Origin of the sequence: Sporosarcina ureae (assembly GCF_002109325.1) — a bacterium.
In the GTDB taxonomy this organism is placed as follows: domain Bacteria; phylum Bacillota; class Bacilli; order Bacillales_A; family Planococcaceae; genus Sporosarcina; species Sporosarcina ureae_C.
In genome coordinates, this window is sequence record NZ_CP015348.1 from 1,155,099 (window position 1) to 1,181,057 (window position 25,959).

30 protein-coding genes are annotated in these 25,959 nt (G+C 40.5%); 18 read left to right on the forward strand and 12 right to left on the reverse strand.

Annotated features, from left to right (window positions below; translation table 11 throughout):
• Positions 1-178 precede the first annotated feature (178 nt).
• Both SporoP32a_RS05895 and SporoP32a_RS05900 read left to right on the forward strand, forming a co-directional pair.
• The gene (locus SporoP32a_RS05895; RefSeq protein WP_085427049.1) at positions 179-1,534 is read left to right on the forward strand and encodes an alanine/glycine:cation symporter family protein; all 1,356 of its coding nucleotides are present in this window, start codon (positions 179-181) and stop codon (positions 1,532-1,534) included.
• A gap of 74 nt (positions 1,535-1,608) precedes the next feature.
• Positions 1,609-1,830, forward strand: coding sequence for a DUF1128 domain-containing protein (locus SporoP32a_RS05900; protein ID WP_085427050.1), 222 nt, complete (start codon positions 1,609-1,611; stop codon positions 1,828-1,830).
• 140 nt (positions 1,831-1,970) lie between these two features.
• On the opposite strand, the gene motB is transcribed toward SporoP32a_RS05900, so the two are convergent.
• Complete coding sequence (gene motB / locus SporoP32a_RS05905) at positions 1,971-2,738, reverse strand: flagellar motor protein MotB (RefSeq protein ID WP_085427051.1); 768 nt, start codon at positions 2,736-2,738, stop codon at positions 1,971-1,973.
• Positions 2,722-3,531: a flagellar motor stator protein MotA gene (gene motA, locus SporoP32a_RS05910; RefSeq protein WP_085427052.1), complete on the reverse strand. Its 810-nt coding sequence runs from the start codon at positions 3,529-3,531 to the stop codon at positions 2,722-2,724. The genes motB and motA overlap by 17 nt, the downstream gene beginning before the upstream one ends.
• A 185-nt stretch (positions 3,532-3,716) precedes the next feature.
• On the opposite strand from motA, the gene SporoP32a_RS05915 reads away from it, so the two are divergent.
• The 3 genes from SporoP32a_RS05915 to SporoP32a_RS05920 all read left to right on the forward strand — a co-directional run bounded on the left by SporoP32a_RS05915 (position 3,717) and on the right by SporoP32a_RS05920 (position 5,890).
• Positions 3,717-4,949: an aminopeptidase gene (locus SporoP32a_RS05915; protein ID WP_085427053.1), complete on the forward strand. Its 1,233-nt coding sequence runs from the start codon at positions 3,717-3,719 to the stop codon at positions 4,947-4,949.
• A gap of 107 nt (positions 4,950-5,056) precedes the next feature.
• Positions 5,057-5,197, forward strand: a complete 141-nt coding sequence (locus SporoP32a_RS17005) for a hypothetical protein (RefSeq protein ID WP_198166227.1) — start codon at positions 5,057-5,059, stop codon at positions 5,195-5,197.
• A gap of 114 nt (positions 5,198-5,311) precedes the next feature.
• Positions 5,312-5,890 (forward strand): beta-class carbonic anhydrase, encoded by a 579-nt coding sequence (locus tag SporoP32a_RS05920; protein WP_085427054.1) that lies wholly within the window; start codon positions 5,312-5,314, stop codon positions 5,888-5,890.
• 90 nt (positions 5,891-5,980) lie between these two features.
• On the opposite strand, the gene SporoP32a_RS05925 is transcribed toward SporoP32a_RS05920, so the two are convergent.
• Positions 5,981-6,526 carry a GNAT family N-acetyltransferase gene (locus SporoP32a_RS05925; RefSeq protein ID WP_085427055.1) on the reverse strand — a complete coding sequence of 182 codons (546 nt, stop codon included), beginning with the start codon at positions 6,524-6,526 and terminating at the stop codon, positions 5,981-5,983.
• Positions 6,527-6,758: 232 nt separating this feature from the next.
• Between SporoP32a_RS05925 and SporoP32a_RS05930 the strand changes: the two genes are divergently transcribed.
• From SporoP32a_RS05930 to map, 3 genes are all read left to right on the forward strand, one after another.
• The gene (locus SporoP32a_RS05930; RefSeq protein ID WP_085427056.1) at positions 6,759-7,496 is read left to right on the forward strand and encodes a hypothetical protein; all 738 of its coding nucleotides are present in this window, start codon (positions 6,759-6,761) and stop codon (positions 7,494-7,496) included.
• Between the two features lie 101 nt (positions 7,497-7,597).
• The gene (locus SporoP32a_RS05935; RefSeq protein WP_085427057.1) at positions 7,598-7,939 is read left to right on the forward strand and encodes a magnetosome magnetite crystal formation protein family; all 342 of its coding nucleotides are present in this window, start codon (positions 7,598-7,600) and stop codon (positions 7,937-7,939) included.
• Positions 7,940-8,033: 94 nt separating this feature from the next.
• Positions 8,034-8,783 (forward strand): type I methionyl aminopeptidase, encoded by a 750-nt coding sequence (map, locus tag SporoP32a_RS05940; protein WP_085427058.1) that lies wholly within the window; start codon positions 8,034-8,036, stop codon positions 8,781-8,783.
• Positions 8,784-8,955: 172 nt separating this feature from the next.
• On the opposite strand, the gene SporoP32a_RS05945 is transcribed toward map, so the two are convergent.
• Both SporoP32a_RS05945 and SporoP32a_RS05950 read right to left on the reverse strand, forming a co-directional pair.
• Positions 8,956-10,137 (reverse strand): DEAD/DEAH box helicase, encoded by a 1,182-nt coding sequence (locus tag SporoP32a_RS05945; RefSeq protein WP_085427059.1) that lies wholly within the window; start codon positions 10,135-10,137, stop codon positions 8,956-8,958.
• A 38-nt stretch (positions 10,138-10,175) separates the two neighbouring features.
• On the reverse strand, positions 10,176-11,219 hold the full coding sequence (locus SporoP32a_RS05950; protein ID WP_085427060.1) for a lipid II:glycine glycyltransferase FemX: 1,044 nt from the start codon (positions 11,217-11,219) through the stop codon (positions 10,176-10,178).
• Between the two features lie 285 nt (positions 11,220-11,504).
• On the opposite strand from SporoP32a_RS05950, the gene SporoP32a_RS05955 reads away from it, so the two are divergent.
• Positions 11,505-13,238, forward strand: coding sequence for a methyl-accepting chemotaxis protein (locus SporoP32a_RS05955; protein WP_085427061.1), 1,734 nt, complete (start codon positions 11,505-11,507; stop codon positions 13,236-13,238).
• Positions 13,239-13,286: 48 nt separating this feature from the next.
• Here SporoP32a_RS05955 and SporoP32a_RS05960 read toward each other — a convergent pair whose 3' ends face one another.
• Both SporoP32a_RS05960 and SporoP32a_RS05965 read right to left on the reverse strand, forming a co-directional pair.
• Positions 13,287-14,504: a carboxylate--amine ligase gene (locus SporoP32a_RS05960; RefSeq protein ID WP_085427062.1), complete on the reverse strand. Its 1,218-nt coding sequence runs from the start codon at positions 14,502-14,504 to the stop codon at positions 13,287-13,289.
• 144 nt (positions 14,505-14,648) lie between these two features.
• Positions 14,649-15,116: a low molecular weight protein-tyrosine-phosphatase gene (locus SporoP32a_RS05965; protein WP_085427063.1), complete on the reverse strand. Its 468-nt coding sequence runs from the start codon at positions 15,114-15,116 to the stop codon at positions 14,649-14,651.
• A 224-nt stretch (positions 15,117-15,340) separates the two neighbouring features.
• On the opposite strand from SporoP32a_RS05965, the gene SporoP32a_RS05970 reads away from it, so the two are divergent.
• Positions 15,341-15,715, forward strand: coding sequence for an SLAP domain-containing protein (locus SporoP32a_RS05970; RefSeq protein WP_085427064.1), 375 nt, complete (start codon positions 15,341-15,343; stop codon positions 15,713-15,715).
• A gap of 41 nt (positions 15,716-15,756) precedes the next feature.
• Here SporoP32a_RS05970 and SporoP32a_RS05975 read toward each other — a convergent pair whose 3' ends face one another.
• On the reverse strand, positions 15,757-16,473 hold the full coding sequence (locus SporoP32a_RS05975) for a YebC/PmpR family DNA-binding transcriptional regulator (protein WP_085427065.1): 717 nt from the start codon (positions 16,471-16,473) through the stop codon (positions 15,757-15,759).
• A 424-nt stretch (positions 16,474-16,897) separates the two neighbouring features.
• Here SporoP32a_RS05975 and SporoP32a_RS05980 point away from each other — a divergent pair, with 424 nt between their 5' ends.
• The 8 genes from SporoP32a_RS05980 to SporoP32a_RS06010 all read left to right on the forward strand — a co-directional run bounded on the left by SporoP32a_RS05980 (position 16,898) and on the right by SporoP32a_RS06010 (position 22,159).
• On the forward strand, positions 16,898-17,104 hold the full coding sequence (locus SporoP32a_RS05980) for a hypothetical protein (protein WP_085427066.1): 207 nt from the start codon (positions 16,898-16,900) through the stop codon (positions 17,102-17,104).
• Between the two features lie 35 nt (positions 17,105-17,139).
• Complete coding sequence (locus SporoP32a_RS16725) at positions 17,140-17,286, forward strand: hypothetical protein (protein ID WP_157129932.1); 147 nt, start codon at positions 17,140-17,142, stop codon at positions 17,284-17,286.
• Positions 17,287-17,468: 182 nt separating this feature from the next.
• Positions 17,469-18,176 carry a phosphoadenylyl-sulfate reductase gene (locus SporoP32a_RS05985; protein ID WP_085427067.1) on the forward strand — a complete coding sequence of 236 codons (708 nt, stop codon included), beginning with the start codon at positions 17,469-17,471 and terminating at the stop codon, positions 18,174-18,176.
• A 69-nt stretch (positions 18,177-18,245) separates the two neighbouring features.
• On the forward strand, positions 18,246-19,388 hold the full coding sequence (gene sat / locus SporoP32a_RS05990; RefSeq protein WP_085427068.1) for a sulfate adenylyltransferase: 1,143 nt from the start codon (positions 18,246-18,248) through the stop codon (positions 19,386-19,388).
• 11 nt (positions 19,389-19,399) lie between these two features.
• On the forward strand, positions 19,400-19,996 hold the full coding sequence (cysC, locus tag SporoP32a_RS05995; protein ID WP_085427069.1) for an adenylyl-sulfate kinase: 597 nt from the start codon (positions 19,400-19,402) through the stop codon (positions 19,994-19,996).
• Between the two features lie 12 nt (positions 19,997-20,008).
• On the forward strand, positions 20,009-20,785 hold the full coding sequence (cobA, locus tag SporoP32a_RS06000; RefSeq protein WP_085427070.1) for a uroporphyrinogen-III C-methyltransferase: 777 nt from the start codon (positions 20,009-20,011) through the stop codon (positions 20,783-20,785).
• Complete coding sequence (locus SporoP32a_RS06005; RefSeq protein WP_085427071.1) at positions 20,782-21,543, forward strand: sirohydrochlorin chelatase; 762 nt, start codon at positions 20,782-20,784, stop codon at positions 21,541-21,543. The genes cobA and SporoP32a_RS06005 overlap by 4 nt, the downstream gene beginning before the upstream one ends.
• Positions 21,536-22,159, forward strand: coding sequence for an NAD(P)-dependent oxidoreductase (locus tag SporoP32a_RS06010; RefSeq protein WP_232319598.1), 624 nt, complete (start codon positions 21,536-21,538; stop codon positions 22,157-22,159). Before SporoP32a_RS06005 ends, SporoP32a_RS06010 begins: the two co-directional genes overlap by 8 nt.
• Before the next feature lie 209 nt (positions 22,160-22,368).
• Here SporoP32a_RS06010 and SporoP32a_RS06015 read toward each other — a convergent pair whose 3' ends face one another.
• The 4 genes from SporoP32a_RS06015 to SporoP32a_RS06030 form a co-directional block, all read right to left on the reverse strand.
• On the reverse strand, positions 22,369-23,433 hold the full coding sequence (locus tag SporoP32a_RS06015) for a DmpA family aminopeptidase (protein ID WP_085427073.1): 1,065 nt from the start codon (positions 23,431-23,433) through the stop codon (positions 22,369-22,371).
• Between the two features lie 101 nt (positions 23,434-23,534).
• Positions 23,535-24,236, reverse strand: coding sequence for an ABC transporter ATP-binding protein (locus tag SporoP32a_RS06020; RefSeq protein ID WP_085427074.1), 702 nt, complete (start codon positions 24,234-24,236; stop codon positions 23,535-23,537).
• On the reverse strand, positions 24,229-25,002 hold the full coding sequence (locus SporoP32a_RS06025) for an ABC transporter ATP-binding protein (RefSeq protein WP_085427075.1): 774 nt from the start codon (positions 25,000-25,002) through the stop codon (positions 24,229-24,231). The genes SporoP32a_RS06020 and SporoP32a_RS06025 overlap by 8 nt, the downstream gene beginning before the upstream one ends.
• Positions 24,992-25,957 carry a branched-chain amino acid ABC transporter permease gene (locus tag SporoP32a_RS06030; protein ID WP_085427076.1) on the reverse strand — a complete coding sequence of 322 codons (966 nt, stop codon included), beginning with the start codon at positions 25,955-25,957 and terminating at the stop codon, positions 24,992-24,994. The genes SporoP32a_RS06025 and SporoP32a_RS06030 overlap by 11 nt, the downstream gene beginning before the upstream one ends.
• Positions 25,958-25,959: the final 2 nt, after the last annotated feature.

Consider the following 25,959-nt stretch of genomic DNA (forward strand, 5'->3'; position numbering starts at 1 on the left):
ACCCACACTACAAGTTACCAAACAATCTTTGTTCCACTTTATTAAAAAAAAGCTTGACGAACGGTTCTATTTTTTGGATTATTAACAATAACATATACTATCAGAATTTATTGAGAGGGGTTGATTCCAGCAACTGTGGAAACGATACAAACATCATAGAGAAATTGGAGGGGATGAAATGGAGAACATCGAAAAGTTTTTGACCACTGCGTCCGATTTGATTTGGGGACCCCCGTTATTGATTTTATTAATTGGTACCGGTATTTATTTAACAATGCGTTTGACATTCATTCAATTACGTTTACTGCCCTATTCTTTGAAACAAGTATTCTCACGGAAACATGATAAACAAGCTGACGGGGATATTTCACAGTTCCAGGCATTGATGACCGCGATGGCCGCCACTGTAGGTGTTGGTAATATTGTCGGGGTTGCATCTGCCGTCGTAGCAGGTGGACCAGGTGCTATCTTCTGGATGTGGCTAGCCGGTTTCTTCGGTATGGCGACAAAGTATAGTGAAGCAATTCTTGCTGTTAAGTATCGCGTTAAAGATTCCAACGGCTTAATGGCTGGAGGACCGATGTACTATCTCGAGCATGGTTTAAAACAAAAATGGCTCGGTGTACTATTTGCGATATTCGGCGCTTTGGCTGCTTTCGGGATTGGTAATGGAACACAATCAAAGGCAGTTGCAGATGTAATGAATAGCACATTTGAAGTACCTCACTACATTACGGGAATTGCTCTATTGATATTTGGAGCTCTTGTCATTCTTGGCGGAATCAAATCTATCGGTCGTGTAACGGCATTTTTCGTACCGATCATGGCATTATTTTATTTCATTGCCGGAGCGATCGTTATGGTTTTGAATATTGAACAAGTTCCAGCGGCATTCGGCCTTATTTTCACGGATGCATTTACAGGTCAGGCAGTTGCCGGCGGTGCAATCGGTACAGTCATCCGATTTGGTGTAGCGCGCGGACTCTTCTCTAACGAAGCAGGTTTAGGTTCAGCACCCATCGCTGCAGCAGCTGCACGTACAGACATGCCCGGGCGTCAGGCACTTGTATCGATGACGCAAGTATTATTCGATACATTAATCATTTGTTCGATTACAGGTGTTACTATTGTTATGAGTAATCAATGGCAAGATAAGTCAATTGATGCGGGTGCTTTGACAGCCCAAGCATTTGGCTCCTTCCTCGGTAGTACTGGACCCATTTTAGTCTCAATTGGACTAGTATTCTTTGCTACTTCTACTATTTTAGGGTGGAGTTATTACGGCGAGAAATGTTTCCAGTATTTATTCCCTAATCGTGTGGCTGTACTCGCATACCGTGTAGTATTTGTTGCATTTATTTATGTGGGCGCCACTGCATCACTTGATCTAGTATGGATCTTAGCTGATGTATTAAACGGATTAATGGCGATTCCAAACTTGATTGGATTGCTAGGCTTGTCCGGAGTAGTTATTATGGAAACTAGAAGGTTCAAGAAGAAAATTGACGAAGAGCGTGAAGAAGCGCGCAAGTAACACTTCACAGTTCAGTTGACAGCTTACGACTTTCATGAAATGATAGTTTCCATTAGAGGAAAGGCGGTACGAACATGGATCTATCTACAAAATCACCAGAGAATATCTCATACATGATTGAAAAAATTAAAGAAAAGCTTCGCATGGTAAATGTGGATGCAATGAAGTCCGAAAATTTCAGCACGGAACAATATGAAGACTTGTATTACATGTATACTACGGTTATGAAGCGTGACAACATCACGCCAAATGAAATGCAAGCAATCGCGGCAGAACTTGGTTCTATGCGCAAATAAAAAAACGAGGCTGGGACATAAGTAGAAAATCTAGCTTAATAAACAAAAAGGTCAGAATAAAAACAGCGTGAAACCAGGGTTCTTAGAACTTGGTTTCACGCTATTTTTTCATTTTATAGAGTTTTGTCCCAGCCTCTTTTTTATTGCGTTTTGACCGGTGTGCCATCTTTTAAGACGAGTGGCTGAATGAGTACTTCTACTCTACGGTTTTTACTGCGGTTTTCTATCGTGTCATTCGGAACAATTGGCTTATATTCTCCGTATCCTTTTGCGCTGAATAGATTCGGATCGACTTCATTGTCCTGCACAATGATTTTCAGGAACTCTACAGCACGCATAACGCTTAGTTCCCAGTTTGATGAGTACTGCGCGTTATTGATGGGAATATCATCTGTATGACCTGTGATGACCACTTGGCGCGGTCTATCAAGTGTCAGTAACTGAGAAATATCATTAGCCAGTCTCTTATACTCGGGATTGATTGTCGCTTGTCCCGATTTAAACAACACACTATCGCGAATCGTCAGCAATAAGCCTTCATTCGTCATTTTGGTGTCAAACTGATTTTCTAGCTCGTTTACTGCAATGTATTCGTCTAAATCGTCCTGCGTTTCGCCCAAGGATTGCTGATCTTCCATATAGGAGGAGTTCTCATCCAACTCTCCTACCGAGTCGTCAGGGACTGGGGTAGTCGTTGGCGCGCTTTCACTCATGATTCCGCTGCCACTTTCGAATATTTCACTGAACACTTTAGAGACTTCTGCAAATCGCCCTTCATCCACTGAACTAGTAGCGAATAATACGATGAATAATGCCAGTAATAATGTCAATAGATCGGCATAAGGCAAAAGCCAGGATTCGTTGATGTGTTCTATTTCATGTTTCTTTTTCTTACGCTTCTTCGCCAACTTTACCAGCTCCTTCGCCGCCGTCAATAGCTAGCTTCTTCCGATCCTCAACAGAAAGATAAGATGCTAACTTTTGTTCGATGACACGCGGTGCCTCCCCTTCCAATACGGAAAGAATTCCTTCGATTACCATGGTCCTCTGGCGGACTTCTTCTTTTGATTTACGTACAAGTTTATTGGAAAATGGATGCCATAAAACGTATCCTGTGAAAATACCAAGCAACGTCGCAATGAATGCAGCAGAAATCGCATGTCCTAACGCATCAATATTATTCATATCTTTTAGTGCGGCAATCAGACCTACAACGGCTCCTAAAACCCCTAATGTAGGTGCATATGTACCGGCTTGCGAAAAAATGAGCGCCCCGACGGAGTGTCGCTCTTGCATAGCCTCTACTTCCTCGCTTAATACATCACGAATATAATCGGCATTTTGTCCGTCAATTGCCAAACCTAAGCCATTCTTTAAAAATGGGTCATCAATTTCATCTGTTTTCGCTTCCAAAGCAAGTAATCCTTCTCGACGTGCAATATCAGCCCAAGAAGAAAATAGACGAATCAACTCTCCATCTGATGCAAGCTTTTGTTGAGTGAAAATGATTTTAAATAATTTTGGTACTTTTTTTAACTCGTTCATTGGAAACGCGATGACAACGGCGGCGATCGTTCCTGCTATGATGATCAGGATTGCAGCCGGGTTTAATAACGCATCAGGTGTTACTCCTTTGAGCGTCATCCCAACAAGTAGAGCAGCAAATCCTAATACCAAACCTACAATTGTGGATAAATCCATGTATAAAGCCTCCAAATACTACATTCTTCTTATTATTTCGGTTGTTTTATGACGTTGTTTAGGGCAAACAGTCGACTATTCTTATGGATCTAAGAGTATTTTATACTATCCGTATTGCTTTATCGTTGCGAACTGCAATCCCCGCTTGTTAGAATTGTCACAATACGTAAAAAGGAGATGTCATGATGAATCAATTTCAAGATCAACTTTCCAATTATGCCGACTTAGCTGTAAAGGTGGGTGTAAATATTCAACAGGACCAATATCTATTCATCAGCGCTTCTACAGAAACTACTTCATTTGTTCGATTAATCGTTGAAAAAGCGTATGAAGCTGGTGCAAGACAAGTTTTCGTAGACTGGGTAGACGATGTCGTAACACGTCTGCGTTATGAAAAAGCACCTGCAGATTCGTTTTCCGAGTTTCCTTCGTGGAAACAAATGGAACGTGAACAGCTTGCCGAAAAAGGCGCAGCTTTTATGTCGATCGTATCGCAAGACCCAGACTTACTAAATGGTATTGAGTCTAGCAGAATACGCGATAATCAAAAAGCTTCCAGCACAGCTCTCAGTAAGTTCAGACAAGCTATGCAAGCAGATAAATTTAGCTGGACAGTAATTGCTGCACCGTCAATTGCGTGGGCAGCCAAAATCTTCCCTGAACTACCTATGGAAGAACAAGTACCTGCTCTTTGGAATTCCATTTTGCGTGCTGTAAGAGCCGATCAACACGATCCAGTGCAGGCGTGGAAAAAGCATAATGAAAACCTACATGAAAAAGTAGATTACTTGAATGGTAAACATTACCGCAAACTCCATTATACAGCTCCAGGCACTGATTTAACAATAGAATTACCGGAAAAGCACTTATGGTGTGGAGCTGGTAGTGTTAACCAGGCCGGCCATGAATTCATGGCCAATATGCCGACTGAAGAAGTCTTTACAGCACCCTTAAAAACAGGTGTCAATGGTTCTGTTACAAGTACCAAACCACTGAGCTATGCGGGTACAATTATTGATGGTTTCACTATCCAATTCGAGAATGGTAAAATTACAAGCGTTTCCGCGGATCAAGGAGAAGAAATACTGAAGCAACTTGTCGACACCGATGAAGGCTCACAATTCCTTGGTGAAGTGGCATTGGTACCACATGACTCACCTATTTCTAATTCAAATGTTTTATTCTACAATACTTTATTCGATGAAAATGCTTCAAATCACTTAGCGATCGGTAGCGCGTACGCATTTTGTCTAGACGGCGGAAAAGAAATGGATTCCGAACAACTACAAGCCAATGGATTGAATCAAAGCTTGACACATGTGGACTTCATGATTGGATCTGAAAAGATGGATATTGACGGAATTCTCGAGGACGGAACAGTTGAACCTGTCTTCCGTAACGGTAATTGGGCATTCTAAAATCTGTCACTTCTCATTCAAAGTTTGCTGAAGCACTTAATATTCATCCGGATATCGTGTATAATATATAAGAGAACATAATATATTTTGGAAAGAGGGGCTTTCAAATGGGCTTAATGTATACAACAGTTATCGGTTACATGGTCGTTCTTGGACTTGCATCATTGTTTACGATGCACTTCTTGTCTGGATCATTAGATTCAAATGACTCAATTACAGTTGATCCAAAACCTGAAGGCAGAAACTAATTTGCTTCTATTCCAGTCTTAATGGATATGGATTTTATGATTAGAGTTGCCTCAAACGGCAACTCTTTTCTTTTTTTACAGATTACATATAAACCGTCCAGGAGGGATACTACAATGACATCATTATCTGAAATTATGAATTACAACAAGACGTTCGTCGAAGATAAAAAGTACGAAGAGTTCTCTACTACAAAATTCCCTAATAAACGGATTGTCATCCTTACATGTATGGATACTAGACTGATCGAGCTTCTTCCTAAAGCGATGAACTTGAAAAATGGCGATGCTAAAATTATTAAAAGTGCTGGCGCGATTATCACGTCTCCTTTTGGCGGTCTAATGCGAAGTGTGTTAGTAGCAGTTTATGAATTACAGGCAGATGAAGTCTATGTAGTTGGACACCATGACTGCGGTATGAGTTCTATTAATACAGATCATATTATTGGGCATATGATAGAACGCGGTGTGGATCCGACCATGTTCAAAACATTGAAGTATTCGGGAATTGACATGGAGAAATGGTTACACGGTTTTAGTGACGTGACAGAGAGCGTAAAACAGAGTGTAGACGCGATCCGTAACCACCCTCTTATCCCAACTGATGTAAATGTTCACGGTCTTGTAATCAACCCCGAAAACGGCAAGCTGGACATTATTGAAGATGGTTACAAAGCACAGGAACTATCTCAGTAAAATACGTCTAATCAAAACAGCCGGCTTCTTCTATTCGAAGAGCCGGCTTTTCCATATAGTCATCCACTTTTCCCAAAGGGTCTTACCCTTTCAATAATCCTCTTCTACCATTCCAAACATATAATGATCTTCCCACACACCATTGATAAACAGCAATTGCCGTAGCAACCCTTCACGATGGTATCCTGCCTTTTCCAACACTTTCACCGAGCCTACATTACGCGGTGATACGTACGCCTCTACCCTATGCAAATTTACTTTTTCAAACGCAAACTGATTAATAAGCAAGACCGCTTCAGTACCGATTCCTCTTCCTGTTTGGCGCTGGTCAATGGAATACCCGACAAATCCGCTGGAGAACGGTAACCTTTTGATGCTGTACAATGAAATTTGACCAATGATCATACTGGTCTCCGAATCAAAAATACCGAAATTATACTCCCGACGATCACGCATCTGATACAGTGATTCACGTATTTTATCGCGCTGCATCGCAACTGTATAATACGTATTATCGTGACGGGGTTCAAATTCCGTCCAGTACTCTTTATTCGCTATGAGCATTTGGGTGAACTGATACGCATCATCTTCTGTCAGAATGCGCAGATAACATTGCTCCCCTTCAAGTAAAATCATTTATCCTCATCCTTTTCGAAGCATTCTGTTTTAACCTAAGATTTTATTCAATCGATGTGAATGAAATGAAGAATCAGTACCCGTTACCTGAATTCATTAGTTCTTATTATAGTATTTTTTACATGTACAAGACAATAGAACGCCACAATTTCTCAATTGTAAAGGAAAATTCATACTTTCCCCCTCTATCGAACAGTAATCTCTGTATACTGTTGTTCAGGAGGATTTTATCATGCTAAGAATTATTTTGATGGTACTTTCGTTACTCATCATGATTGGAACTCATATCGCCGCAAATTTAATCCCACTTAATGGACTGACTACTTGGGAAATTGCTAATCGAGTACCGGTTCTATTCATGCCTGCAGAGTATGTTTTTTCAATTTGGATAGTGCTAGATCTGCTACTGGTCAGTTGGCTATACTCATTTTTCAAGGCTTCACCTAGACTTTCTTCTTCAGTTGCGAATTTACGTGCAATTTCGTTCTCACTCAGCTGTTTTTTAAATATCGCATGGCTTTTATTGTGGCATTATAGTTATTATTATTGGGCTATTGTCAGCGTGATCGCATTATTAATTTGTTTGTTAGTGCTGTATTTCAGTTATCCCAAAATTGAGGGTAGAAATAAGGAACGACTTCCCATCTCCGCTTATATGGGATGGATTTTCATCGCAGTCATCGCTAATTCTAATTATGCTTTCAAATTCCACGATTGGACAGGATGGGGTTTGAGTGATCCACTATGGACAGTACTCTTCTTAACTTTAGCCGCAGCGATCGCTCTACATTTTATGTATCATTACCATGATTCTATGTTTAATTTAATTATCATTTGGTCATTCATTGGTATAGCAATGAAAAACGGTACAGATGAATTATTCGTTTCGACAGCGGCTCTATTTCTTTCCGCAGTCATCGGCTTCATAGTATTTATGGGTCGGCGTTTTTCAAAGCCGCTACAATTATAACACGGCGCCAATTGGGCAGCCGTGTTTTTTTCGTGATTATACCGTAAAATAGGGTATAGGTTAGGGTATAGAATATCATGCTAGAGAGTGGAGGTTACGCTATGTCAAATTCGAAATTATTGTCTTCTCTTAGTTATTTCAGTGTGTTCTTCGCTCCCCTTCTGTTGCCAATCATCATTTATTTCGTGACAGATGAATTCGAAGTTCGCCGTCATGCCAAAAAAGCGCTCGTTTCGCATATAGTTCCAATGGCTTTACTAATTGCCGGTTTCGTCATTATGTCTTTTTCCATCTTTTCTTTTAATGCTGATACCATTACAAATGCAGACAGCAATATGATGTTCTGGGGATTCATTCCCATGCTCTTCATTATTTTATATAGTTTATTGTTTGTTGTCGTTCTAATTTGGAATGTATATCAAGGTGTAAAAGTGTTGAAATGAGTAATGGGAAGAACAAGCAAATCATTAAAAAAACATCAATAAAGTATGATATAGTAGGATTGATTAAATTGTACGGAAGAAAGGACTTGTGAACATGATTGTAAAAAATGATGAAGAATTAGAGGGATTGCGCGTAATAGGAAAAATTGTCGCTGAGATCCGTGAAACGTTGAAAGATGCTACAGTTCCAGGCATTACAACGAAGGAACTTGATGATATGGCAGGACGTTTATTTGCTGAAAAAGGTGCGGTTTCTGCTCCAATCGATCAGTATGATTTCCCTGGCTATACATGCATCAGCGTCAACCATCAGGTAGCACATGGCATTCCAGGAAGCTATGTGATCCAAGACGGTGACCTTGTGAATATAGACGTTTCCGGATCGTTTGGCGGCTTTTTTGCTGATACTGGTATTTCATTCGTGGCGGGTACACCTGACGAGCAAAAGCAGAAACTATGTGATGTGGCAAAGTCAGCTTTGGACCGCGCGTTATTGAAAGTGAAAGCAGGTTCTAGTTTGAATCAAATCGGCAAAGCTGTTGAACGTGAAGCGAAAGATAATGGCTTGCATGTGATCAAAAACTTAACCGGACATGGAATTGGCACGTCTCTTCATGAAGAGCCCCAGCATGTTCTTAATTATTATGATCCTTGGGATAAAACGTTATTGACGGATGGTATGGTTTTGGCAGTGGAGCCATTCGTTTCGCAAAAGGCTGAGCATGTGATTGAGTTGGATGACGGTTGGACGTTTGTTACGCCTGATAAATCACTCGTTGCACAGATCGAGCATACGATTGTCGTGACAAAAGGTCAGCCTATTATTTTGACTCAGCTTGATTGATGATAGAAATGAGCAAGCACGGAGAGACTCCGCGCTTGCTTATTTTTTTGCGGAGAATTATCCGGTGAGTGAGAAACTCGTTAAAAGATAAAAGAAAAACTGAAGAGCAGCCCTCCGTGATGGAGTTCGTCTTCAGTCATTGCGTATCGTCTAGGCGATGATACGTTTTTCGTTATTTCTTTTTCTTTACTTTTGGCTTTGATTTCTTTGGTGCGGCTTTTTTCATTTCGTCCAAAGTCTTAGAATTTCCTTCGATCAGTTTTCCATTGTACCAGACTTTTTGGACAGTTTTGATACCTTTGGATACTTTACGATAGTCGCGTTCTTCTGGGTAAGATAGCAGTGTGAGAACTTCTCCATCCGCTCCAGCGCGGCCTGTTCTGCCTGATCTGTGTAAGTATTGTTCGACTGTGTGTGGTACGTCGACGTGGATGACGTGTGTCAACCCTTCGATATCTAGACCCCTGGCAGCAAGGTCCGTAGCGATAAGGATGCGGATCGTACCTTTTCTGAAGTCTTCCAATGTTTTCTGACGGTCAAGTTTTTTCATGTCAGAATAAAGTACTGCGATAGGTGCATCGTTGTAGAGCAGTTTCAGTTCTTTCATGCGTAACTGGTCTACGTTGTTCATGAATGTCAGTGCACGAACACCTGATAATGCAGAAATCCCTCTGAGGACATCGGTCTTTTTACGTTCATCCACTTTTACGTATGAATGAACGACTTGACCACTGTTTGGAATTTCATCTGCATTGACTTGCAGGCGGATCGGATCCTTCATTAGTTGTTTGGCAACAAGTTCAATTTCATCGGTAATTGTTGCAGATACGACAGCTAATTGACGCTCAGGATTTGCAGCTTCAATTAAGCTTTTCACCAATACTCGATATTCGCGTGAGAGTAGTTGATCCCCTTCGTCGATGACTAAATACTGGATATCATACATTTTGAGCTTACGTTCTTTTACTAACTCATTTAATCTTCCTGGTGTTCCCACTACAATCGTTGGTTTTTTCTTCAGTTTTTCAACTTGACGTTGCATGTTTGCACCGCCAATCAACTGAGTGACTGTTACGGAAGTTCCCTCAACCAAATCACGTATCACATTGACAATCTGCATAGATAGTTCTTGTGATGGTGTAATGATTAATGCTTGTGTTTTCGGTAAATTTCCGTCTACCATTTGAATTACAGGTAATGCATAAGCCAATGTTTTACCTGTGCCTGTTGGGGATTCTGCCACTATATCTTTACCCGACAGCATTTCAGGTATCATCTGGGATTGAATGGGCATGGGCTGTTTAAAATTCCACTTTGTGCGCAAAGATTCATTCAGCTCGTCTAAAAAATTCATTCGGTTCACTCTTTTCTGTAGTTGAGGATTTCAACCGGTTATTTTTTTTGAAGCTTCTTTCTCAACTTCTGAATTTTAGGCACTACTTTTACGAACATGTTGTAAATAAAAGGTTTGTATACTTTATCGATTTCTCCGATAAATTCTGTTACACCATCTACTTGGCAGAAGCTATTTTTAAAATTGTACAATCCATCTTGTTCACTGTCGAGCACGAACACTCCACCGAGATCATACTGCTCTGCTCCAATTTCTAATCCCCACTTCATCATTTCATAGTTCATTAGATAACTAGGGTTTAGATTGCGCTTTGTGTTGGAGCTACCAGCGTATAAGTAATACAATTTCCCGTTATAGTTAATCGTTACTGCACCTGCTAAATAGTCGTCTTCATGCTTCGCTATATAGATGCGCAAGTCATCGAATGCTTCTCGCATTTTGACGAAATAATCATATGAACGAATAGAAATTTGATTACGAACAGACATTTCTTCATGGATTTCAAAGAACTTCTTTAAATATTCATCACTGCGTGAATAAGAAATTTCCACACCTTTACGTGCAGAGCTTCGGATTTTACTTCTCGTTCTACTACGGAACTTGAGCATTAAGGAATCTTCATCCTCGTCCGTCAATTTAACAATCATATTGTAACGGGGCTGGATTAAATCTTCTTTACCCGCGCCTTCGTTACGTACTATGTAACCCGCATCACGATATAACTTGTCCAATTCATCCGTATATAACTGTTCAGGATCCATTTTTAATGCAAAGGCTTTATGTTTTTTCACAAGCACTTCTGCCTCTTGAATTAATTCTTCAACCAACTTCTGATCATGTAAATCACAAATAGGTCCGCGTGGTGCGTATAGCAATGAAAAACCGCCTGGTACCTTACGTATCAACAAGGACATAGCGGCAACGATTTCTCCGTCCCGTTCTACATATACTTGCTCATTCCCCCAGTCATCTTTCACATTCGCCCAGTTAGGATCCTGTGTAATCGAACGGAATGGGGAATTCCTCATAAACGTTTCATATCTTTTGACATCTTCTGCATTATTTTTATCCAAAATCGGCACTGCTCAAACACTCCTTACGTTACTATAGCTCCGTACAACTTCCGTTTTTATCCGTTGAAAACTATAAAGAACCGTACAGCCACAGCTCTATTAAGTGTAGCCTACTGTATTTTTCAAGTCAAGAATCGAAGGGTTTTACTATTGTCATTTAACATCACTTTTGGTAATTAAGTAGAAATTCTCTATTAAATGTGACAAGCTATTCCGTTCTTAATTAGAATAGCCTATACTACTAGTAGGGAGAAAGGTTTCATATAGCAAAAATGCAAAAGGGGGCATTACATATTGAAAGGTTCAGTACGCAATAAGTTGATAGCGCTTGCAGCTCTAGTAATTTTAATTCCATTATTAGCTGTTGGCATCGTCAATTACTTTGTAGCCAAACAAGAGCTTGAGAAAGTCGGGGAAATGGGATTACAGAATGGGACATATGCGGTTTTAGACTTAATCGATGAGCTGAATATTCAAGTAGAGAATGGTTCACTCAGCTTAAAAGATGCCCAAGAACGAGCTAAAGATAAGATTATGGGACCAATGGCTGCTGACGGAACTAGACCTTTAGACAATCCAGCGAAGTACGGAGAGAATTTCTACTTTTACGTAGTGGATGAGGAAGGGACATTACTCGTACATCCACAAAAAGAAGGTGAAAGTCTTTATGAAACTAAAACAAAAGACGGTCGCTACTTCATTCGTGAAGTCATTTCTGAAGCGAAAAGCGGAGGCGGATATGTTCAGTACGATTGGCCATTGCCGAGTAATTTGAATGTAGAAGCGCCAAAAATCACTTATGGTCTACAAGATCCAAACTGGGGATGGATTGTAGTGGCCGGAACGTATCTGGTAGACTTTAACGCCGGCGCTAAAAACGTTTTGTGGTATACCTTGATTTCAGTTATTATTTCTGTCGTTGTGGGCGTGGCTTTATTCTCTATTTTCTCAGGACGTCTGACCTCATATATTAAGAATATCCGTCTCATTACGGCTGAAATTGCGGAAGGTAAACTATCGGGTGAAAACATTCCGATCCGTTCACATGATGAACTGGGCCACTTAGCTGAAAATGTCAATACAATGAAAAATAATCTGAATGAGATGGTGGGTCATACAAGACTCTCTTCAGACCGTATGAGAACATCTTCAGAAACACTAAGCGCAATTACAGAAGAAGCAACAGCATCAGCTGACGAAATACACAGCGCTATTGCTGAAGTATCTTCAGGAGCAGTACTGCAATCAGAGGAAGCAGATGTAGCGATCACAAAAGTGAATCAATTGTCTACACTGATTTCCAATGCATCTGAGCAATATGAGAATGTAGTAACTGAAATGCGCAGTATGAACGAATTGCAAAATTCTGGTATGCATAAAGCGGAGACACTAGAAGAAAATTCACAGAACTTTAACGTCGTGATCAACGATTTGCAAGGGAACTTCTCACAACTCGTATCTAGAATGAACGAAATCCAAGCAATTGTCCAAACGATTTCATCTATCTCTGAGCAAACGAACTTACTTGCACTAAACGCCAGTATTGAAGCCGCTCGTGCAGGTGAACATGGAAAAGGATTCGCTGTAGTAGCAAATGAAGTACGTCAACTATCGGAAGATACAAACGAGGCAACTACAAGAGTTCGTGATCTCCTAGTGCATATTCGAAAAGATACAACATCTGCTGAAAATCAAATGAAACATACATTAGATCTGACAAGTAATCAAGAAAGTACGATTTTGGAAACTAAAAATGCTTTTGAACAATTATCCGACTCTATTCTCAATATCACATCACTGTTGCGTACTATGGAAAATGATATGAATAGCATGGATGAAAATAGACAAGATGTTGTTCAGGCAATAGACCAAATTGCGGCTGTCGCAACTGAATCAGCAGCAGCAACGGAACAAGTGAATGCATCGATTGATGAGCAAAAGGCTGCAATCAATACCATCATGCACGCTTCTCTTGATCTTCATACGGAAGCAGAGAATATGCACGACTTGGTTGACCGATTCAGCTAAGTTTTATTTGAATGCAAAACACCCTTACGCTTACGCGCAAGGGTGTTTTTATTCTTCTACAGCATTTTTATATTTCTTGTAATAGTTGATTTGACGCATCAATAAATAGATTTTCCGTTTCATATGCTTATCTTTATTATAAAATAACGGATTGCCATACTTCCCTGCTTTGATCAAAGAACGAATCTCTTTTTCCATAGGTGGGTTATCAACAAATTTTTTCAATACAGCTTTCGGCACAACTGTAAATAGGAAATGATCATCTAGATAGGTTAATGGTTTTTCTTTTCCGTAAACCAAATCATCGACTAAATACTTCGCCATATTTTCACCACACTGCGTAATGTAATAACTTGAACGCCCTTGACGAATATTCACTTCAAACACTTTGAATTTACCATCGCGTTCATCGTATTTCAAGTCGAAGTTTCCGTAGCCAACATAACCAATTGCTTCAAGGAAATTAGCAAGCTTAGTCATGATCTCTTCATCAAAGCGCGTAATCAATGCTGTATAGTTTCCGATTGCCGTCATCGCACGCTCCTGCAATACGACTTGCGCCAATGTGATTAACTGCGCTTTACCATGCTGATCAGCATAATACACAGCATCCCACATATACGTATCATCACCTGGAATGAAATCCTGAATGATCAGATCTTCCGTGTACCCACTAGCTTTGACCATTTGAATGATGCGGTTAACCTCTTCATATGTATCTACTTTATAAATCTTCTGCAGTCCTTCAAACGGATGACGGTAGTATTGAACACCATCACTCGGTTTAATAATGACCGGAAACAGCACTTCATCAGTAAACGGCTCGTCTGACAGACAAGAATGGAAATACGTAGATGGTGTATCAATTCCATGTTTTGCACATAACTCATAGAAATTTTTCTTGATATACACAGCATTCATGATTTCTTCATCAATGTAATTGAATAAGAAATCTTTTTGCAAAGCTTCTCGTTGTTCAATTATCATTCGCACGTATAAATCATCTGTTCCAACAAGTACTAGCTTTTGATCAGCGGTACGATGCTTTTTAGCTACTTCACGTAAGAACTGAACAAATACTTTCGGATCGTGCAAATCTGGATTCAGTTCTTGGATATCTGTAATTGTACTATAGCTTGTGAATGGCAATGGTTCTCTACCTACAATTATCGGTTTGATGCCGTATTCTTCATGAAATGAAATCGCCATATTATAGGCGTTTATATTCGTTCCGACAATAATCGGAATAAAAGGATAATTACTCATAAATTCCTCCAACAGACATTTTCCCACTTAGTGTAGTCGCACTTAATTCGTAAGTCAAAATGTTCGGCGCCCCCACTATACATAGGTTTTAAAAACTTCGGTGTTCATATAATATAATTCTCTACCATATAAATATTGCATAAATCACTTGGATAATTCCTCTTTTTTAATGAGCTCCAATAACGATTGACAGCCTTCTAGTACTAAGTCATATGTTTCTTGGAAGTCTCCCGTAAAGTACGGGTCTGGAACATCTTTTTGATGACTTGTTAAATCCAAAAAGCGAAGTACACGTTGATGATCATGATCGCCAAACAGGTTATGAATATTACGGATGTTTTCTGCATCCATTCCAATAATGTAGTCAAAGTCCCCTGCATCTTTTACAGTCAACTGACGTCCAACCATTCCATCTGCTGAAACTTTAAATTCTGCCAGCTTAGAAAGCGTTCCCTCGTGTGGCGACTTTCCAATATGCCAATCACTTGTACCTGCAGAGTCTACTTCGATAAGATTTTCCAAGCGCTCATCATGAATCATCTTACGAAATACCCCTTCCGCCATGGGTGAGCGACAAATATTACCGAGACAAACGAATAATACACGTATCATACGGCTCTCTCCTTTACCTATCATATTCTTATTACAGTATACATCATTCAATACATTCCTTCATTCAATGGAGAATAATTCATTGATTGCTTTCTCCATCTGATGAAATGCATGTTTTATACAAGAGAATTAAGTCGTGAATCATATTATTTAAAAATATATGCTATAATAGGACTTAAATATCAATCCTTGGGGAATGATATAGGAAAAAGGAGGTCTGCCCTATGCAGATTATATTCGAAGAAACGTGGGAAGCTACTTTATCAGACCAACAAAAACAGGCTTTCATCCACCAATATGAAACTAAAAGATCAGTGCACGAAGAATTCACGGCAACGCCTATACTTTTAAAAAGAAAACGCAATGGTGGATTAGCCGCTACTGTATTTTTACAAAATAATCGTGATGAGTTATTATCAATTCGCGAAGCAACAGTATGTGTAGTGAATGAACAAGGAGAAACAGCTGCAAAAGAGACTTTCTCATTATCTCTCGATATTCCCGCATTTACCGCAACCCCTTGGTCTTTTGTTTTCTTACCAACTTACGTTGATTCCATGGAAGAACCTACTGACGGCTGGAAGGTCATTATAAAATAATAAAAATAGCAGCTGCTCCTATTTGGGAACAGCTGCTATTTTTATGCCAATTCTACATTGTGATGGACTTGTTGTACGTCTTCTAAATCTTCAAGTGCATCGATCATTTTTTCAAACTGCTCTTGAGCTTCTTCATCCAAAGATATTTCATTTTGCGCAATCATAGATAATTCCGCTACGGTAAAGTCTGTAACACCTGCTTCTCTGAAAGCTTCTTGTACCTCATGGAAATGAGAAGGATCTGCATAGACCACTACTTGCCCATCTTCTTCTTCGATATCATTTACATCTATATCCGCTTCCATCAAAAGCTCTAATACTTCCTCTTCTGATTTGCCTTCGATACCGATAATAGCTGCCGGATCGAACATATACGCTACAGAACCGCTGACTCCCATGTTTCCTCCGTTTTTACCGAAAGCCGCTCGCACTTCAGAAACTGTACGGTTGACGTTGTTTGTCAATGCGTCAACGACGACCATTGATCCATTCGGTCCAAATCCTTCATAACGAAGTTCGTCGAAGTTTTCTTCACCGCCACCTTTTGCTTTTTCTATAGCACGGTCAATAATGGCTCTTGGAATGTTGTATGTTTTCGCACGTTCAAGTACGAATTTCAAGGCTTGGTTGGATTCAGGGCTTGGGTCTCCAGATTTTGCTGCTACATATATTTCACGTCCAAATTTTGCATAGATTCTACTTGTGTTTGCGTCTTTTGATGCTTTCTTTTCTTTAATGTTATTCCATTTACGGCCCATTGGGTACACACTCTTTCCTTTAGTTATAATGGTTTCCTACTATTGTTTAGTATACCAATTGCTTTTTGTCATGAAAAGTAAAAAGAATGAAAGGTTAGAAGTTGTTACGAATTGGGGTTTTGGGTCGTTGCTCGAGTTTGGCTTGGTCATTGAAAGTAGTGAGGGTCATGCTTTGAAGCCGCGCAGGCACGTGGGGGATTGCCTACAGCCATAAGCCAACTAGCGGTGGGGCTGCTGCTGTCTCATGACCACGGCCTACCCCGCAGTTGTGCCTGCGCTGCTAAGTGGTTGACAAGTTTGGGTGTGGTTTATAAAAGATGAAGATCAGTGACTGGGGAACTATTCTTCGGCGTTGTAAAAGTACGTAAAGGATGGATTGGATCGTTGCTCGAGTTTTGCTTGTTCATTGAAAGTAGTGAGGGTCATGCTTTGGACTCGCGCAGGCACGTGGGGGATTGCCTCCAGCCATGAGCCAACTAGCGGTGGAGCTGCTAGCTGTCTCATGGCCACGGCCGACCCCGCAGTTGTGCCTGCGCTACCAGGTACTTATCAAGTTTGTTTGTGGTTTATAGGAGATAAAACCAGTGACTGGGTAGTACTAGTTACTATTCCTGCAAAAGAAGAATCATAACTGCCCTACACATAATCTAACGCAGGCGGCTGACAGTGGTAGGCGTAGTAATGAGACAGCCAGGCGCTCTTCCTGACTGGCTCATTGCGGAAGCCATCCACCACCGCCGAAGTGGGACCAATGATCGCCCCACTTACATTGCCAGTCAAACTACTACCTTTGCATCAAACAAGGAAGAGTAAGGTATTGCAAAAAACTACCTAATGCCAACTCTACATACTACACCAAATCCTGAACCATCGCTCTCGATTCAACTACAAATAAAATAGAAAAACTTTCAATCCCTACTATTCTAATTTGCATTGACTATTTTTAATTGTCTGTTAAACTGTTAATAATATAACAAGAGAGCGGGGGGTATGGAATGGTCACATTCGAATCGTGGAAAGAGATATCGGTCTTGCCAGATTTTCCAGCAGATTCCGAGACAAAAGGCGCTTCTGAAGTATTGCAATGGGCGTATGAACACTATGGAGAAAAACTAGTCTATGCGTGTAGCTTTGGTATCGAAGGCATTGTATTGATCGAACTAATTTCACGCGTGAAGCCAGATGCCAAGATTATTTTTTTGGATACCAATTATCACTTTAAAGAAACATATGAAACGATAGAAAAGGTAAAAAAGCGTTATCCACAGCTTCAAATTCATTTACAACAACCTCATTTGACTATCGATGAACAAACAGAACAATATGGCTTGGACCTTTGGAAAACCAATCCGAATCAATGCTGTGATTTGCGTAAGATTCAGCCGTTGGAAGAAGCGATTTCTCCTTCCACTGCTTGGATATCAGGATTACGTAGAGAGCAATCCGAAACAAGAAGTTCTACAGAGTATTTGAACTTAGATAATCGTTTTAAAAAGATTAAAGTATGTCCACTGATTCATTGGACATGGAAAGATGTTTGGCGCTTTGCCCATACACATGAACTCGATTATAACGTGCTTCACGATCAAGGTTTCCCGAGTATCGGGTGTGCAACGTGTACAAAACCAGCATTCACCGAAGAAGATATGCGTTCTGGACGTTGGACAGGTAGCGGTAAGACAGAATGCGGACTGCATACGTAATTTTTTTTAGTTTCAAAACCAAGTATTTCTATATGACTTATTATTATAAGAAGGTTAGGTGTTTATAAAATGACAACGATACAACCACATGGCGGTAGTTTAGTGAATTTATACGAACCCACTCTTTCAATTGAAGGAGTACACAAGACAGTTTCGATAGATGCTACATCGGTTAGTGATTTGGAACTGATCGCAACAGGAGCATACAGCCCGTTAACAGGTTTCTTGACTTCTGAAGATTATCACGCAGTTGTAAACGATATCCGCTTAGCAAACGGCACTATTTGGAGTTTACCGATTACGTTACCTGTGAAGGATCGTTCTGCTTACTCAATAGGTGACACGGTTTTGCTTGAGTACCAAGGTGATATCTATGGAACACTTGAAATTAAAGACATTTTTGAACCTGATCAACAAATAGAAGCGGTAAAGGTTTATAAGACAGCTGACCGCGCTCATCCTGGCGTAGCCAAGTTACTCGATCGCGGCCATATCTATCTAGGTGGGCCGATCAAATTGATTAGACGAATTGAACAGAAAAGTTTTGCTGAGTTTTATTTCGATCCTTCTGAAACTCGTCAAGCATTCGAAAATAATGGCTGGAAGACTATTGTCGGATTCCAAACACGTAATCCTGTTCACCGTGCCCATGAATATATTCAAAAAACTGCACTGGAGATTGTCGATGCCCTATTACTCAATCCACTAGTTGGGGAAACGAAATCAGATGATATTCCTGCAGATGTACGGATGGAAAGTTATCAAGTTCTGCTGCGCGATTACTATCCTGAAGATCGTGTCAAGCTAGCTGTGTTCCCTGCGGCAATGCGTTATGCAGGTCCGCGCGAAGCAATTTTCCATGCGCTTGTACGCAAAAACTATGGTTGTACCCACTTTATTGTCGGTCGTGACCATGCAGGTGTTGGCGATTACTATGGCACGTATGAAGCCCAAGAGATCTTCTCGAACTTTACAGCGGATGAAATCGGTATTACATTACTCTTCTTTGAACACAGTTTCTTCTGTAAGACTTGCGGCAACATGGCGACGCCAAAAACTTGCCCACATTCCAGTGAAAATCATGTCATTCTTTCAGGAACCAAAGTACGGGAGATGTTGAAAAACGGCATCTTGCCTCCACCGGAATTCAGTCGTAAAGAAGTTGTCGATGTATTGATCAATGGCTTACAAGAAAAAGAACTGGTGAAGTGAGGAGAAGCGAAATGACAAAGAATATTGTATGGCATGACCAATTAATCTCTAAAGAGGAACAACGAGCAAAAAACAGTCATCATAGCGCAGTTCTCTACTTTACCGGTCTATCCGGTTCGGGTAAATCCACTATTGCAAATGCAGCCGCTCGCCGGTTGCATGATCTCGGCGCTAATACTTATGTACTGGACGGAGATAACGTCCGCCACGGCTTGAATAAAGATCTTGGTTTTTCTGATGAAGCACGAAAAGAAAATATTCGTCGCATTGGTGAAGTTTCAAAGTTATTCATCGATAGTGGTCAACTTGTTTTCACAGCATTCATCTCCCCCTTCCAGGAAGATCGTGACAGCGTGAGACGCCTTGTTGAAGAAGACGAATTTGTCGAAGTGTATATTAGTTGTCCGCTAGACGCTTGTGAACAACGTGACCCAAAAGGTTTATATGAAAAAGCGCGTGCCGGTGTCATTCCTGAGTTCACCGGGATTTCATCACCTTATGAAGCACCAGTAAATCCTGAACTTACATTGGAAACGGATAAATATACTGTGGAAGAATGTGTCGAACAACTAATCGGCTACTTGCGTGATAAAAAATGGATTAATTGAGGAGTGGTTAGAATGGGAAAAGTTTGGCTAGTCGGAGCGGGTCCAGGAGATCCAGATTTATTGACCGTCAAAGCAGTGAAAGCTATACAGCAAGCGGATGTAATTCTTTATGACAGACTGATCAATCAAGAGATTTTAACGTATGCTAAGCCGGACGTGGAGTTGATATTCGTAGGCAAGCTTCCGAAGCATCATTTCGTCCAGCAGGATATGATTAATTTCTTATTGGTTAAGCATGCGAAGCAAGGTAAACAAGTCGTACGTCTGAAAGGCGGCGATCCATTCATTTTCGGTCGCGGCGGTGAAGAAGCAGCGTTTGTGGTTAAGCATCACATCCCATTTGAAGTGATTCCAGGCATCACTTCTGGAATCGCTGCTCCTGCTTATGCAGGTATTCCCGTTACTCACCGTGATTATAGTGCATCATTTGCTATCGTCACGGGCCATCGTAAAGAAGGAGCCGAAGAAGCTGAGAAATGGCAGGCTCTTGCCAAAGGTATTGATACACTTGCAATTTATATGGGTGTCAGTAATCTTCCCTATATACAGAAGCAATTAATTCAACATGGCAAGGATCCAGACACACCCGTTGCGTTTATTCATTGGGGGACCACAGAGACGCAACGTGCAGTTACTGCAACACTTTCTACTATGACGGAAACGGCACGCCTTGAAGATGTCAAGAATCCAAGTATGATTGTCATTGGTGAAGTTGTCCGTTTACGCGACGAGTTACAGTGGTTCGAGGAATCGAGTGATGAACGTCGTTTGCATGAGGCGCTAGTATGAGAGCGATCCTCTATATTTGTCACGGTAGCCGTGTAAAGAAAGGACAGCAGGCAGCCTTAGCATTCATCGAGAAAACGATGAGAACTGAAGCTGCCCCTATCCAAGAAGCCTGTTTCTTAGAACTTGCTGATCCTTCTATTGCAGAAGGTGTTGCGCGTTGTATAGAGCGTGGTGCGACGGAAATTATCGCAATCCCCTTCCTGTTATTACGCGCGGGCCATGCCAATGTGGACATACCCGTTGAGCTGCAAGGCGTCATGGTGAAGTATCCTGATATTCCTGTTTACTACGGAGACCCAATTGGCGTGGATGAACGAATGGTCGATGTGCTGATTGAGCGATTGCATCAAACAACAGAAATTGTCCCCAAAGATGCATCGATATTATTGATTGGAAGGGGCAGTAGCGACCCCGCAACGATCGATGACTTTGCAGATATCAAAAGGATTTTCCAAGAGAAAACGACACTACAAAATGTTAGCGTGGGTTATCTTGCCGCCTGTGGTCCTTTTTTTGAAGAAGAACTTGAGCGTTTGTTAGAACAGCAGCCGAAGAATCTATATATTTTACCCTATTTATTATTCACTGGTATTTTAATGAAAACGATTGAGCGAACACTACAGAAAACTAAAACAACAACCGCTATTCATTTATGTCCTGCACTCGGTTATGATCCAGCTATCCATGCAATCTTGAATGAAAGGGCTAATGAAGCAGCAGAAAGGAAACGTGGTCTAAATGTTCCCCATTATGCTTGAAAATATGGATGAATCGAATATCTTCGTAGTCGGTGGCGGACATGTCGCCTATCACAAAGTACTTAACCTCCGCCGATTCGGTATTCATCCAACTATTATCAGTCCTGCTTTTCATCCCTCTTTTGAAGAACTTGAACAGCAAGGTGTGGTTACGCTCATTACGAAAGAAGCGGAATGGGAAGATGTTGCGACCGCCTTTCTCACCTTGCTCGTAACAGATAATGAAGCAGTGAACGATCGCCTCGCCAAGCAATTAAAAGATGCGGGAAAATTAGTCGTTCACGCTTCCAATCCATCTTTAGGCACTGCACAGATTCCCGCTGTCACTGCGCGGGGTAAACTGATCATCAGTGTATCGACAAGTGGCTCAAGTCCCTCATTGGCTAAAAAGATCCGTGACGAAATTGCGGAAACCTATGATGAACGATATGAGGAGTATTTGGATTTCCTCGCTGATGTTCGACAGTATGTGAAACACTACGTTGCGGATCGTACAGAGCGCAGAGCATGGCTGAAAGAAGCTATTGAGCCTATTTATCTCCATAACACAGACGAGCGGCAAACATTTCTGAACGAACTACAGAAAACCTCTCCTTCAGAACAACTTGTTAATTAAAAACGAAATAAAAAAGATCCTTAGTTCATTTCAAATTAAGGATCTTTTTCATATAGTTTTCGATCGATTACTTGTTCATGAAAGATTTAATTTCTTCTTCATAGCTACTTTGTTGAGTATCCCAACGACTATTTGGCAGTAAGGACATACGGATAGATTACAGCCTCGACGTTGTTCGTCTGCTCTTGCTGAAATTAATTTCAGCAAAACTAGTCAAACGGATAGGCGTGGACGATATTCCCCATCCGTCCTGTCGTCGTTATAGCCTGTGATAGGGAATTCAGTATTGCTTCTTCCGCTACTTCAGCTGCACCGAGAAAAAGGTCATTCATAATAGAATGATCATCTCTTAATTGTTGTCTTGTTTCTACCATTTCTCTTGTGAAATGCGGAATTTTATGAGCAGTTGAAAATGCGATGACAACGTCACCACTGCCATTACTAAAGTGACTTCCCGTTCTCCCAAGACCAATACCACATCTTTTCGCTACTCGGCGTAACTGCCTATTGCTAAGCGGTGCATTTGTCGCCAAAACTATCATGATCGATCCATCAGCGGGACTAGGGTATGTCGGGATATACGGGTTGTCGCTTAATTTATATTTCTCAAGTTGAAAGTCTTCCTTTTTTCCGAAATTACTAAGGACTATACAACCAACCGTATACTTCTTTCCACTTTCACTCTCCGTAATTATTCGTGATGAGGAACCAATTCCTCCTTTATAGCCAAAACAAATCATGCCTTTTCCAGCCCCAACTGCCCCTTCCAAGCAAGCGTCAGTAGAAGCTTCTTTAATAGCATCGATTGCATGACTAGGTTGAACTGCTAGCTCACGGATTGAATTCAATCGGCTATCATTGCATTCCCCAACAACCAGATTGATCGTTCCCGTCGTGTCTCCAATTTCAGGACTTTCTTCTAACATATATTGTAGGGTACCTTGGGTCACTGCGGGGACTGCAAACGTGTTTGTCAGCATAATCGGAGACTCAATCAAGCCCAATTCATTTACTTGAACGAGTCCTGTTGTTTTTCCAAAACCGTTTAAAATATAACTTGCGCCTACTACTTTATTCATAAACAGATTGTCGCCATGCGGTAAAATGGCAGTCACGCCTGTAGCTACGTAATCATCTCCTTGTAATGGATGATCTAGTGTGACATGTCCAACTTTTACGCCTTGTACATCCGTGATACAATTTTTGATACCCGTTGGAAGACGACCGATGATAATACCCCTATCTCTAACTTTCTTAGATTCATGTAAGTTCATATTATTCACTCCAAGCAAAAGTTTTAATTAAGTAAATTGTTCTTCGCAATTTCAACAAAATAAAAAAAAGCAGCAAAGTTCTACTGCCTCTTCAATCTTGATTAATGACCTAAATAAGCTTTCTTAATCGTATCATCTTGCAATAATTCTTTAGCAGTACCAGAAGCTACTACTTTCCCATTTTCAAGTACATACCCACGATCTGCTACTTTTAAGGCTTGTCGCGCATTTTGTTCAACAAGTAATACAGTCGTACCAGCTTCATTAATTTCTTTAATAATTTTAAATATATCTGCAACGATGATCGGTGCTAGCCCCATTGAAGGTTCATCTAGTAAAAGAAGCTTTGGTTTAGACATAATCACTCTGGCAATCGCTAACATTTGTTGTTGTCCACCTGAAAGTGTGCCACCGTATTGCTCTTTTCTTTCTCTCAGAATTGGAAAGCGATCCATCACTTTCTCAATATCCGCGCCAACTTCTGAATCACTTCGATGATATGCACCCATTTCCAAGTTTTCTAAAACAGTCATTGTTGCCAAAATACCTCGACCTTCTGGGACAAGTGCTAAACCTTTTCGTAAAAGCTGGTCTGGTCGACGGCCTGTAACATCATTTCCTAAATAGTGGATTGTGCCTTCTTTAGGTTTTAAAAGCCCAGCGATGGTATTCATCATTGTCGTCTTACCCGCACCATTGGCTCCTAAAATCGTTACGATTGTCCCTTCTTCTACAGCTATATCTATACTTTTTAACGCTTGAATTTTCCCATAAAAGGTACTGATGTTATCTAGTTTAAGCAAGCTCATCTTCCTCCTCCACCCCGAGGTAGGCTTCAATTACTTCTTTATTGTTTTGAATACTGCTCGGTGTACCTTCTGCAATTTTTTTACCAAAGTTCAAAACGACAATTCTACTACAAACACGCATCACTAGTGGCATATCATGTTCGATCAGCAGCACCGTAATATCCAATGTTTGGATTTTTTTAATTAAATTAAATAAATCATTCGTTTCTTTTTCATTCATACCAGCTGCTGGTTCATCAAGGAGAATTAACTTTGGCCTACTCGCTAAAGCTCTTGCGATTTCTAATCTTCGCTGTGCGCCATAGGAAAGGTTTTTTGCAATTGTTTCCTTGTCATTCGCTAAGCCAACAACTTCTAGTATCTCATCAGAAGTCGCCAGGACTCTAGCTTCTTCTGCTTTTTGAGCTTTCGTACGAAATACACTTTGCATCACATTCGTTTTTAGTCGGCAATGATTACCTACCATAACGTTTTCACGTACTGTTAAGTCAGAAAACAGACGGATATTTTGAAATGTACGACAGATACCTTTTTCTGTAATTTGATGTGGCTTCAGATTTGATAGTGGATTGCCGACAAACGATATATCACCAGAACTAGGAGGATACATAGCTGTAATCATATTAAACATCGTCGTTTTTCCAGCACCATTAGGCCCAATTAAACCAAGTATTTCGCCTTCTTCCACTGAAAACGAGACATCGGTTAAAGCTTGGATACCACCGAAGTTTTTACTGATCTTCTTTATTTCAAGCACCATGATTTTTCTCCCCTTTCTTCTTAGGTTTCAATCGTTTGAATCGGTTTATCATATTTACATCGATAATTCCTTGTGGACGGAACGCCATCATAAGAACCAGAAGCGCACCATAAATCATAAATCGATATTCGTTGATAAAACGTAGGAATTCGGGCATTGCAGATAAGAACACAGCTCCGAATATGGATCCCCATATAACTTCGCTTCCGCCAAAAATAGAGAATATCAATATTTCTACTGCTCTGTGATAATCAAAGTCTGATGGGCTAATGTACGCCATTAAATGGGCATATAATGCACCTGCAAACCCTGCTAACATTGCACCTTGACCGAAAGCTAACACTTTGTAATACGTAATATTAATACCCATTGCTTCTGATGCTTCTTCATCCATTTTAATAGCGGAGAAAGCACGTCCAATTCTAGAATTATTCTGTCTCACGAAAAACCAAATGACTGAAATCGTTATAATGAGTAAAACAAAAAAGACAGCTAAACTTATGAACTGGTTGTTTTTCAATCCAAACATATCAGGTTCTATTCCTATACTTTTACTTAAACTAAGTATTTCTCTTCCAAGATGCGGAATGCCTGATAAGCCAATGGCACCGTTTGTTAAACCCTCCCAGTTAATGAAAAGGACTCGAACGACTTCACCAAACCCAAGTGTTGCAATAGCGAGATAAACACCTTGTAATCTTAAAGCGGGTATACCAATTAATGTCCCAACAATCCCTGTAAAGATCGCAGCTATAATGACGCCGAGTACAAGCGGCATATTATAATTAAGCGTAAGAATAGCTGTTGTGTACGCACCTATACTCATAAAACCTGCATGCCCCAGTGATAATTGTCCCGTTCCAAGCGTTATGTATATACTAACTGCCAGGATAATATTAATTAAAATAAAAGAAATAACTTGTAGATAATATGGGTTTATTAATTCGCCTAACATCT